The organism is Stenotrophomonas sp. SBJS02 (genome assembly GCF_020428325.2).
Classification (GTDB): Bacteria; Pseudomonadota; Gammaproteobacteria; order Xanthomonadales; family Xanthomonadaceae; genus Stenotrophomonas; species Stenotrophomonas africana.
Window position 1 is genome coordinate 3,468,838 of record NZ_CP109812.1, and the last position, 11,499, is coordinate 3,480,336.

Below are 11,499 nucleotides of genomic sequence, written 5' to 3' on the forward strand. Positions count from 1 at the left end.
CCAAGCTGGTTGCGTCAGGCGGGCATAGCTTACGCCATCAATGCCATCAATCATTACCGGCGATGGTCATCCGCCCCAGCAGGATCGAACCGGTCCGGATGTGCGAGCGCGGGTCGACGTCGCTGCCGACCGCCTCGATACTGCTGAACATCTCGCGCAGGTTGCCGGCGATGGTGATGCCGTCCACCGGGTACTGGATCTCGCCGTTCTCCACGCGGAAGCCGCCGGCACCGCGCGAGTAGTCGCCGGTCACGCCGTTCACGCCCTGCCCCATCAACTCGGTCACCAGCAGGCCATCGCCCATCTGCCGCGCGATCTCCTGCAGGGAGCCCGCATTGGCGGCCAGCTGCAGGTTGTGCACGCCGCCCGCATTGGCGGTGGTCTGCAGGCCCAGCTTGCGTGCCGAATAGCTGCCCAGAACGTAGCGCTGCAGTACACCGTCACGGACCAGCGCCGAAGCACGGGTGGCCACGCCGTCGCCGTCGAAGGCGGCCGAGCGCAGGCCACGGCGCAGGTGGGGCAGTTCCTCGATCTGCATCCAGTCCGGGAACAGCTGCTGGCCAACGCTGTCCAGCAGGAAGCTGGCCTGGCGGTACAGGGCACCGCCGGACACTGCCGACAGCAGGTGGCCGACCAGGCTTCGCGCCACTTCCGGGGCAAACAGTACCGGCATGCTGCCGGTGGCCATCGAACGAGGCTGCAGGCGGGCGACGGTGCGCTCGGCGGCACGACGACCGACCAGGCCCACCTCCTCCAGATCCTCACGGGCCAGCGCGCTGGTGTACCAGCCATCGCGCTGCATGCCGTCGCCCTGGCCGGCAATCAGCGCACAGCCCACCGAATGATGGGTGCCACGCTCACGGCCGAAAAAGCCATGCGAATTGGCGTACACCGACAGGCTCTGCATGCTCGACACCGAGGCGCCGTCGGAATTGCGGATCTGCGCATCGGCCTCGCGGCCGGCGTTTTCACAGGCCAGGGCGAGGTCCACCGCCTCGTCGGCCTGCAGCGCCCAGGGGTGCCAGCTGTCCAGGTCGGGGAAATCGGTCGCCATCAGCGCCGCCTCGGCCAGGCCGGCAGCCGGGTCGTCCTCGGTATGGCGGGCGATCGCGCAGGCCTGCTCGACCGTGGCGGCAAGGCTGGCCTCGTTCAGGTCGCCGGTGCTGGCGCTGCCCTTGCGTTGGCCAAAATAGACGGTGACGGCGATACCGCGGTCACGGGTGGACTGCACGGTCTCAACTTCGCCAAGGCGGACATTGACCTCCAGGCCACGGTCCTCGCTGCAGCTGACCTCTGCCTGGCTGGCGCCCAGCGCACGGGCACGGTCGAGCAGCTGCTGGGAGAGGTCGGCCAGCCGTTCCAGCCGGGCCGGGCTGTCGTCGCCGACAGCGACTTCAGGGGCGATCACGTTCAATGCTTTATCCTGTACGGGTTGGGCCCGGCATCACGCCGGGCGACTTTTTTTTGAGATCAGGTAGGAACGATGCGCGGACGCGACGAAGAAACCGGTGAATTCCACGACAAGAGTCGCAGCCAGAACCGGCGCGACGCGCTCGACGTCCTGGCCCTGGGCGAGAAGCTGGTGTCGTTGACCCCCGCCCAGCTGGCGCGCCTGCCGATTCCGGAAGACCTGCTGCCGCATATCGCCGAGTGCAAGCGCATCACCGCCCACATCGCCCACAAGCGCCAGCTGGCGTTCCTGGCCAAGCACATGCGCCGCGAAGAAGACGCCACGCTGGATGCGATCCGCGATGCGCTGGACGCCAACAGTGAAACCGGCCGCCGCGAAGTGGCGATGATGCACCGCGTGGAAGACTGGCGCGAGCGCCTGTTGGCCGAAGGTGACAAGGCGCTGGCCGCCCTGCTGGACGATTACCCGCAGGCCGACCGCCAGCAGCTGCGCACGCTGGTGCGCAACGCGCAGGCCGAGAAGGCGAAGAACAAGCCGCCGCGCGCCTACCGCGAGATCTTCCAGGTGCTGCGCGCGCTGATGCTGCCGGCCGCGCTGGGCCTGAAGGCCGGCGCCGAAGGCGCCGACCCCGTCGAGACCGACGAAGCCGACGAGGACTGAGTCCGCGCCCGCCTGGGCGGTGGCGCTGGCCATCGCCCGGCTCAGGCCTGGGTACCGCCGACGGTGATGCCCTCGATCAACAGCGAGGGCTGGCCGACACCCACGGGCACGCTCTGCCCATCCTTGCCGCAGATGCCCACGCCCTCGTCCAGGGCCAGATCGGTGCCGACCATGCGCACCTTCTGCATGGTTTCCGGACCGTTGCCGATCAGGGTCGCGCCTTTCACCGGTGAGGTGATGCGGCCATCCTCGATCAGGTAGGCCTCGGTAGCCGAGAACACGTACTTGCCGCTGGTGATGTCGACCTGGCCGCCGCCGAAGTTGACCGCGTACAGGCCCTTCTTCACTGAACGGATCATCTCCTGCGGGTCGTGCTGGCCGGCACGCATGTAGGTGTTGGTCATGCGCGGCATGGTCATGTGCGCGAACGATTCGCGGCGGCCATTGCCGGTCGGCGCCACACCCATCAGGCGCGCATTGAGGCTGTCCTGCATGTAGCCGACCAGGATGCCGTCCTCGATCAGCGTCGTGCACTGGCTGGGATGCCCCTCGTCGTCGATGTTCAACGAACCACGGCGTCCGTCCAGCGTGCCGTCATCGACGATCGTCACGCCCGGGGCGGCAACGCGCTCGCCGATGCGGCCCGCGTAGACGCTGGTTCCCTTGCGGTTGAAGTCGCCTTCCAGGCCATGGCCAACCGCTTCATGCAGCAGCACGCCAGGCCAGCCCGGGCCCAGTACCACCGGCATCACGCCGGCCGGTGCCGGTACCGCTTCAAGGTTCACCAGCGCCTGGCGCAGCGCCTCACGGGCGAAGGCTTCCGGGCGGCCGTCGGCGAACAGCTCCTCATAGCCATAGCGGCCACCGCCACCGGCATAGCCGGACTCGCGCCGGCCGTTGTGCTCGACGATCACCTGCACGTTCAGGCGCACCAGCGGACGCACGTCGGCGCCCAGCACGCCGTCGCTGCGGGCGATCAGCACCGTGTCGACGCCACCGGACAGGCTGACCATCACCTGCTTCACGCGCGGGTCGGCGGCACGCAGGTAACCGTCCAGGCGCTTGAGCACTTCGACCTTGGCTTCGTTGCCGATGCCGTCGATCGGGTCCAGCGCCGGATACAGCGCGCGCGCATTGCCCCGCAGCAGCGAACGCCCGGTCTGGGCGCCACCTTCGCGCGAAATCGCACGTGCGGACTGCGCCGCAGCCAGCAGCGCATCGGCATGGATGTCATCGGAGTAGGCGAAGCCGGTCTTCTCGCCGGAAATCGCGCGCACACCCACGCCCTGCTCGATGGAATGGGCACCGTCCTTGACGATGCCATCCTCCACGCTCCAGCTCTCGCGGCGGGCGTGCTGGAAATAAAGGTCACCAAAGTCCACACCGGGGCCGAGCAACTGCCCGAAGGTGCGCTCCAGGCCAGCGGTATCCAGGCCACCAGGGCGCAACAGGCGGTCTTGGGCAAGCGTCAGGGCGATATCAGTCATGGTCCTCGATCTGGGGATTCGGGGGCGCTCAGGCAAGCCCCGTGAACGGGAACACCATGCTCAGCGTGAACGCGAGCGTGGCAGGTCGGTCACCGTCGGCGGAACCGCCGGCGCCGGTGTGGGTGCGGGCGGTGTCTTCTCGCGGCTGCGTTCGATCACTTCCACCTTCGGCTCCTTCCATGGACCGGTCACCTTGTAGGTGCGGGCGCCGATTTCGCCCAACGGTTTGGACAATACCGCATTGGTGGCGGCGCCGAGTGCCGCACCTACCGGGCCACCCGCCACCGCGCCGACCACGGTCAGCAGGTTGCCGGCGCGCGGGTTGACGTCGATGGTCTGGTCGAACTGCTGGTTGCGCAGGTCGGCCTGGCCGCGGATGGTGATGTTCGCCGCCGGACCCTCGATCAGCACTTTGTCGGTACGGGCCATGCCCTGGCCGAACTGCACGCTGCCATCGACCTGGTTGAACGCAAAGCCCTTGGAGAAGAAATCGCGGAAGTCGAACATCAGGCGCCGCGGCAGCTGCGCGACACTGAGCAGGCCGAGCACTCGACCTGCGCCGGGCTCCAGCTCCAGCAACTGGCCGTTGCGCGCGTGCAGATCGAGCCGGCCCTGCAGAGTGGCCAGCTGGAAGTCCGAGGGACCGCCGCTCCACGAGGCCTGCAGCTGGGCCTGACCGGAGCCGCCGCGCAGCTGGCCACCGTAGTCCAGGTTCTGCATCAGGCCGCCCAGGTCTTCACTGCGCACCTGTGCGGTCAGCTCGGTGCGGGCACCGCCGGTGCGGCCCAGCCAGCGACCGCTGATGTCGATCTCCTGGTCCGGCGCACGGAAGCGCAGCTCGTCCACGTTCAGGCCATTGGCCAGCGGCCGCGTACGCAGCACCGCCTGGCCGAGTACGACCTTGCCGAACTGCAGATCGGCAATGTCCAGCGCGAACGGCGGCAGCTTTGCCGGATCCATGTCATTGGCGCCGGCCTGTACCCGCGCGGGCGCAGCCGGTGCGCCCGGTGCGGCCGGCAGCGACTGCCAGTGCACACGGTCGAGCTGGCCGCTGATGGTGCCGCCCTCTGCATTGGGAACAGTCAAACGGCCTGCCAGCGACGGCCCATCCAGGCGTACATCCAGCGCCTGCGGGCCCGGCTGCAGTTTCAGCCGCGTCTGCTCGAAGACGCCGCCGATCAGCATCAATTTGCCGACCTGCACGTCCACCGCACGCAGCGGCATGCCGTCATCGTCCCCGCCTCCACGCGCCAGGCTGATCCACTCCAGCGCATCCAGGGTCGGGCTGCGGCCGTTGACGGTCAGCCCGCTCGGTGGCGGCTCACGGTCGACGTGGTCGCTGCCGAGCGTGACCTGTACGCCGGTCTGGTTGTTGTGGCTGCGCGCGGCCAGGGCCAGACGCTGGCCAAAGGCCACGTCGATGCGGCCAGCCCCCATCGGCAGCTGCGCGGCCACGGTGGTCGCCAGCGGTTCGGCGGCCGGCTTGTCCAGCGGCGCCGGCAGATCCAGGCGGGTGCCCACCAGATCCGAACTCAGGCGCAGTTCGCTTGGCGGCGCAGGCGCCCCGGGAGCGACCTTGGGCAGGTTGACCGCGATCGTCCATGGGGAGGTACCGGTGATGTAGGGCTTGAGCCAGGCCATCTCCGGTGCGCGGTCGATCAGCACGCCAGCATCAAGCGTGGCCGACAGCTTCGATTCGAAGGCCAGTCTGCTGTCGTGCACGTAGCCACCGGCACGCAGGCTCAGGCGGCCGTCCTGGCCGAGGTGGCGCACCGCCAGTTCCTCGGCGCCGAATCCGCCGTTGCTGTAGCGCGCCTGCCCGTGCATGTTGTCGAAGGCGAGCTGGAAACGCTTGTCCACCAGCTTCACGCCGGCCAGATCGACTGTCCCCTGCAGGTGACCGCCACCTTCATCGTGATGCAGCGGCTGCAGCAGATCGAAGGTCACATGCGCCGGGCCAGCAGCGGTGAGGTTGTCCAGGGTATCGCCGTATTCCTTGTGCAATGGGCTCTGCCGCAGCATTGCCAGCAGTCTGCCGGCCTCGCTCTGCGCATCGGCACGCACGTACAGAGGCTGCTGCCCGAAGTCCTGGATGCCCGCCTCGAATTTCTGCACCGCTACACCGGCCAGGTCGCCGCGCCCATGCATGTCGAAGCCGGGGCCGATGAAGGCGATATCGGCATCGACCTGGCTCATCAGCGGCCAGTCGTGCTGGAAGCGGATGTCGCCGTTGGTGATGTGGCCGGTGGCCTCGAAGCGGCCATCGTTGTTGTCGAACGGCCAGTCGTCCAGGTCACCGCTGACCAGGCCGATACCATTTCGCACCTGGCCGCCGGCCAGCGCCATGTCCAGCCAGTCGGTGGCGCCCTTGCTCATCTTGGAGTGGATCCAGAAGCGCTTGGCCGCCGTCATCGGCACATCGTCCAGCTTGGCCGCCAACTGCAGCCAGGGCCGCGTGCCGTCGCCCTGGAACCAGACACCACCGCGCACATCGGCCGCGTAGTCGGTGCCTTCCACGCGCATCGCCGCAGTGCCGATACGCCAGCCACCGCCCTCGTCACGCCAGCCCACGATCTGTCCAGCCAGGTGCAGGTCATGCCGCACGCCAAAGCCGGTGGGCCAATCGAACTGCAGCTGCCGTTGCGGTTGCAGCTGCAGGCTGAAGCCATCGGCGTCGCCCTCGAAATGTCCCCCCAGGCCGCGCAGACCCGGAGAATTGCCAACGCTGGCAAAGCCCAGCGACTGCAGCTCGCCCTGTGCCCGCAACGGGCCATCACGTTCGCCGGCCAGTTGCAGCGCTCGCACATCCAGCTGCGGTTTGGACAGGAACAACCAATGGCGCAGGCCTGGCTCGAGGCGATCACTCAGCGCCAGCGCACGCAGCGCCGTACCGGCCTGTACTTCGCCGGAACTCACCCGCAGCTGCCTGCCAACCTGCAACTGCAGGCCATCGAGCTGTTGTTCGCCGTCTTCGGTCTTCAAACGAAGGCGCGGTACCTGCAGCGCCCAACCATCGGCCTGGCGCTGCCAGCGCAGGCGCGCCTGCAAGCGCTGCAGCTGCAACTGCGGCGTTGCCACGTCGGGCATCGGTGCACCGTCGATGCGCACGTCACGCAGGTCAGAATCGGTGGTCAGCGCCACCGGCGCGAAGTCGCGCAGGGTCAGCCACAGGTTCAGCTCCCCCTTGCCTTCGCGCAGGCGCACGCCACCCGCTGCCAGCAACGGCGACCAGGCATGGAAATCAACAGGATCGGCACCCAGCCAGGCCTGGCCGTTGCCGCGCGCGCGGTCCACGTCCAGCACTGCGGTCAGCGGCAGGGCATCGGTCCGCGCCCAGGCACGCACGCCCACACGCAGGCGGTCGCCATTGACGCGCAGGCGCAGATCGATACGCGGCAGGGTGGTATCGATACCCAGTCCCGGTGCATGCACACCCAGGCGGCCATCGATCACCTGCAGCTCGCCCAGCCGGCGCAGCGCCTCCAGCGGGTCACCGCCCGTGTCTGACTTCGGCAGGCCGCGCACCGACCAGCGGCCGTCCTCGCCCTGCTGCAGGTCCAGCGCCAGGCCACGCAGGCGCAGCTCGGTCAGCGAGCGACCAGGCAGCATCCCGCTGTACATCGACACCAGCACTTCGGCTTCACCGATGGCCAGGCCCTGGCCCGCGCCGATGCGCAGGCCCTTCAGCTGCAGCAATGGACCGCGTCGGGTCCAGGCAGTGTGCAACTGGTCAAAACGTACCGGCTGGCCGGCACGCTCGCTCAGCCAGGCGGCAATCTTCCCGGGATGACGCTCAGCCAGCGGCAGCAGCTGGCTGAGCGTGCCCACCAGCAGTGCAAGCCCGACCAGGCCCACCGCACAGGCGGCAATGATATGACGGCGGATCCTTCGCAGTCGCAGGCGCGGCGGCGCGCTCATCGGCCACCGCCGGCCTGCAGCCGGCGAGGGTCAGAGCAGAACAACATCGAATTGCTCCTGCAGGTACTGCTCGTCCGCCTGGAAGCGGATGCTCTTGCCGAGGAATTCTTCCAGCTCGGCCACCGCCGAAGACTCCTCGTCGGTAATGCGCGCAACGACCTTGGTCGAAGCGATCACCAGCAGGCGCGCCGCATCGAACTGGCGCACCGCGCGGGTGATCTCGCGGAAAATCTCGTAGGTCACCGTCTCGGTGGTCTTGATGCTGCCACGGCCGCTGCACTGCGGGCAGGTTTCCGACAGCTGGCGCTCCAGGCTTTCCACCGTGCGCTTGCGGGTCATCTCCACCAGGCCCAGCGGTGAGAAGTCGTACACCGTGGTCTTGGCATGGTCACGGGCCAGCGCCTTTTCCAGGGTGCGCAGCACCTGGCGGCGATGTTCGGCGTCGTCCATGTCGATGAAATCGATGATGATGATGCCGCCCAGGTTGCGCAGCCGCAGCTGCCGCGCCACTGCCTGCGCCGCTTCCAGGTTGGTGCGGAACACCGTCTCTTCCAGGTTGCGCTGGCCAAGGAACGAACCGGTGTTCACGTCGATGGTGGTCATCGCCTCGGTCTGGTCGATCACCAGGTAGCCGCCGGATTTCAGCGGCACCTGCTTGTCCAGCGCGCGGCCGATCTCGTCCTCCACGCCGAACATGTCGAAGATCGGCCGGTCACCCGAATACAGTTCCAGCTTCTCGGCCAGCACCGGCATGTACTTGGCCACGAAGGCCTGCAGCTGCGCGAAGGTTTCCTTGGAGTCCACCTTCACCTTGTCCACGTCCTTGCGGATCAGATCGCGCACCGAACGCAGCGGCAGGCTCAGGTCCTCATAGATGTTGCTGCACGAGGGTGCTTCGCGGCCACGACGCTCGACCACGTTCCAGACCCGCGACAGGTAGGCGATGTCCTCGGCAATGGCCTCGGCCGGCTGGCCTTCGGCATTGGTGCGCACGATGTAGCCGTAGCCACCATGCTGGGCCGACAGTTCGGTCACCAGCGCCTTCAGCCGCGCCCGCTCGCCTTCATCCTCGATGCGCGCCGACACCCCCACCACCTTGGACTGCGGCAGCAGCACCATGTAACGCGAGGGAATGCTGATCTGCGTGGTCAGGCGCGCGCCCTTGGTACCGATCGGGTCCTTCACCACCTGCACCACGATGTCCTGGCCGTCGCGCAGCAGCTCGACGATCGGCACGCTGGACGGCGGCGGCAGCGTGGTGTTCTCGGTGTCCGCACTGGCCACCGGCGCCGGTCGCACCACGTCGTTGGCATGCAGGAACGCGGCCCGCTCCAGCCCGACCTCGACGAAGGCCGCCTGCATGCCGGGCATGACGCGCTGCACCTTGCCCTTGTAGATGTTGCCGACCACACCCCGGCGCCAGCCGCGCTCGATGTGCAGTTCCTGCAGCATGCCGTTTTCGATCACGGCGACCCGGGTCTCGCGCGGGGTCACATTGACCAGGATTTCCTCAGACATCGGCAGCCTCCCTGGCGGCATCAGCAGTGGGGGCCGGCACGCCGCAGCGCGCCAGCAGACGATCGGTGTGCAGCAGCGGCAGTCCCATCACGCCGGAGTAGCTGCCGGAAAGATGTTCGATCCAGCGTTCGGCCCCGCCCTGGATGGCGTAGGCCCCGGCCTTGTCCAGCGGCTCGCCGGTGGCCACGTAGGTGGCGATGTCGGCGGCGCTGATCGGCGCAAAGGTCACTTCGGAAATGACCAGCTCGCTGTCCAGGCCGTCGGCACCGACCACCACCACTGCGGTCATCACCTGGTGGGTGCGCCCGGCCAGCCGCGCCAGCATCGCCCGCGCGTCGGCGGCATCGGCCGGCTTGCCGAACACTTCACCGTCCAGCACCACCTCGGTATCCGAGCCGAGCACACGCGCCTGTGGGTCATCGGCCAGCACCCGGGCCAGCCCGGCGCGCGCCTTGTCGGCGGCGACACGGCATACATACTGTTCAGCGCTTTCAGCGGGCGCGCGCTGCTCGACAACCTCCAGGTCCAGGGCCTGGAAGGGGCGTCCGAGTCGGGCCAGCAACTGGTTGCGTCGGGGGGAGCGGGAAGCAAGATAGAGCATCGGCACAGCATAACCTGAGGCCGCCACCTGAATCGTCGGCAACCCGTTCCGGAACGCGTTCAACCCCGAATGGGCTCACAGCGCGTTCATCGCTACGACACCACCCTCAACGGCACAACAAGGAGTTCTCCATGCGCCTGACCGCCACCCCGCTGCTGCTTGCCCTGTCCCTCGCCCTTGGAACCTCGATGACTGCCCATGCCGCCCCGTCGTCGCCGTCGGTCGCCGCCCCGGCCGAAGGCACCCTGCTGAACATCTCGGCCAATGCTGAAGCCACCCGCGTGCCGGACGTGGCCACCCTGTCGGCCGGCGTGGTCACCCAGGCGGCCGACGGCAACAGCGCCATGCGCCAGAACGCCCAGCAGATGGACAAGGTGCTGGCCGCGATCAAGGCCGCCGGAATTGCCGAGCGGGACGTGCAGACCAGCGGCGTCAGCCTCAATCCGCAGTACCGCTATGCCGACAACGAAGCACCGAAGATCACCGGCTACCAGGCCAGCAATACGGTCAGCCTGAAGGTGCGCGACATCGCCAAGCTCGGCAAGGTGCTGGACGCACTGGCTGCGCAGGGTGCCAACCAGATCAACGGCCCCAGCTTCGAGATCGACCAGCCGGAGCCGGTCTATGACGAAGCCCGCCTGGCCGCGCTGAAGAAGGCCCAGGCCCGCGCCCAGACCTATGCGAAGTCGCTGGGCCTGCAGGTGCGCCGCATCGTCAGCATCTCCGAGAACAGCAATGGCGGCTTCCGTCCGATGCCGATGATGCGGGCGATGTCGGCCGGCGCCGCGATGGACAAGGCGACCCCGGTCGCGCCGGGCGAATCGACCGTCTCGGTCAACCTGGATGTAGTGTTCGAACTGGGTCGCTGATCCCGCTTGCCACTGCCGACAAGGGCGGATCCCGCAGGGGTTCCGCCTTTTTTCATGCCTGCGGCCTGCACTGGCTGAAGTCCAGCCCAACGATGCCGACCCTGCCTCTAGGCAGTAGCGGCCCCATCGCGCTACTGATGCACTGCCAGCCGCGTGCGGCAACCCCGCCACGGGCCCTGGTGCGTTGAGGACTTCGTCACTGGCATGGAGGTGGACCATGGTTCGTACGTATCCCGTTGCATCCCCGCACTTCGACCCCGCCCGCGTTGCCGCCTGGAGCGCGGCCATCGCCCTGCATCTGCTCGCGTTCCTGTTGCTGCTGATCCCCGCGACCTACCAGGCTGTGCAGGTTCCGCGTGACAAGACCACGGTACGGCTGATCGAGAAGACCCCGCCACCGCCCCCTCCGCCGGTACTGGTGGAACCGAAGGAGGTCGCGCGGGTGGTGCCGAAGCCGCATGCGCAGCCGGTAGCGCCGCCCCTGCCCGCTCCCACCGCAACCGTGGAGGAAACCCAGGGCATCGCGTTGCCGGCAGCCGAACCGTCCCCGCCGCAGCTCGCACCAGGCATCGACAGCTCGACACCGCTGTCCGGAGCACAGCTGCAGTACCGCAGTGCACCGCCACCGGCCTATCCCCTGCCGGCCCTGCGCAATCATGAGCAGGGCACGGTGCTGCTGAGGGTGGAAGTCGACAGCAGCGGGCAGCCGGTCGCGGTCAGCATCGAGCGCAGCAGTGGCTCGCGCAGCCTGGACCAGGCCGCGCGTCAGCAAGTGCTCAAGCGTTGGCGCTTCGAACCGGCCCAGCGCGACGGCGTAGCAGTGCCGGCCATCGGGCTGGTACCGGTGCAATTCTCGCTACCGGACTGATTGTCCAGGGCCGGCCCGGCCACCTGCCGGGCCGGCCAGCACCGCCGAAGTACCAAACTCGGCAAAGTTTGGATTCAACGTTACGGATTAAGCAAAATTTCACTACTTCGTCACCCGTCGGAAACCTAGATTGGCCCGTCCCGGCCCCCTTCCGGAGACAGCCCTCA

At 67.9% G+C, this 11,499-nt stretch carries 8 protein-coding genes; 3 read left to right on the forward strand and 5 right to left on the reverse strand.

All coding sequences use genetic code 11. The annotated features are described in order from the left end of the window. Positions 1-46 precede the first annotated feature (46 nt). Positions 47-1,414, reverse strand: a complete 1,368-nt coding sequence (gene pmbA, locus FQS62_RS16130) for a metalloprotease PmbA (protein WP_010482969.1) — start codon at positions 1,412-1,414, stop codon at positions 47-49. A 69-nt stretch (positions 1,415-1,483) separates the two neighbouring features. On the opposite strand from pmbA, the gene yjgA reads away from it, so the two are divergent. Continuing rightward, entirely contained in the window at positions 1,484-2,071 is a 588-nt protein-coding gene (yjgA, locus tag FQS62_RS16135; protein ID WP_049444947.1) for a ribosome biogenesis factor YjgA, read from the forward strand. Positions 2,072-2,112: 41 nt separating this feature from the next. Here yjgA and tldD read toward each other — a convergent pair whose 3' ends face one another. The 4 genes from tldD to FQS62_RS16155 are packed head-to-tail and all read right to left on the reverse strand — an operon-like array spanning position 2,113 to position 9,595. Further along, positions 2,113-3,558, reverse strand: coding sequence for a metalloprotease TldD (gene tldD, locus FQS62_RS16140; protein WP_208043530.1), 1,446 nt, complete (start codon positions 3,556-3,558; stop codon positions 2,113-2,115). A gap of 60 nt (positions 3,559-3,618) precedes the next feature. Continuing rightward, the gene (locus tag FQS62_RS16145) at positions 3,619-7,476 is read right to left on the reverse strand and encodes a YhdP family protein (protein WP_208043531.1); all 3,858 of its coding nucleotides are present in this window, start codon (positions 7,474-7,476) and stop codon (positions 3,619-3,621) included. A gap of 30 nt (positions 7,477-7,506) precedes the next feature. Further along, positions 7,507-8,994 carry a ribonuclease G gene (rng, locus tag FQS62_RS16150; protein ID WP_049444954.1) on the reverse strand — a complete coding sequence of 496 codons (1,488 nt, stop codon included), beginning with the start codon at positions 8,992-8,994 and terminating at the stop codon, positions 7,507-7,509. After that, on the reverse strand, positions 8,987-9,595 hold the full coding sequence (locus FQS62_RS16155) for a Maf family nucleotide pyrophosphatase (RefSeq protein ID WP_208043532.1): 609 nt from the start codon (positions 9,593-9,595) through the stop codon (positions 8,987-8,989). The genes rng and FQS62_RS16155 overlap by 8 nt, the downstream gene beginning before the upstream one ends. A gap of 131 nt (positions 9,596-9,726) precedes the next feature. Between FQS62_RS16155 and FQS62_RS16160 the strand changes: the two genes are divergently transcribed. Further along, entirely contained in the window at positions 9,727-10,464 is a 738-nt protein-coding gene (locus FQS62_RS16160; RefSeq protein ID WP_049444957.1) for an SIMPL domain-containing protein, read from the forward strand. A gap of 217 nt (positions 10,465-10,681) precedes the next feature. Continuing rightward, complete coding sequence (locus FQS62_RS16165) at positions 10,682-11,332, forward strand: energy transducer TonB (protein WP_049444959.1); 651 nt, start codon at positions 10,682-10,684, stop codon at positions 11,330-11,332. Positions 11,333-11,499 lie beyond the last annotated feature (167 nt).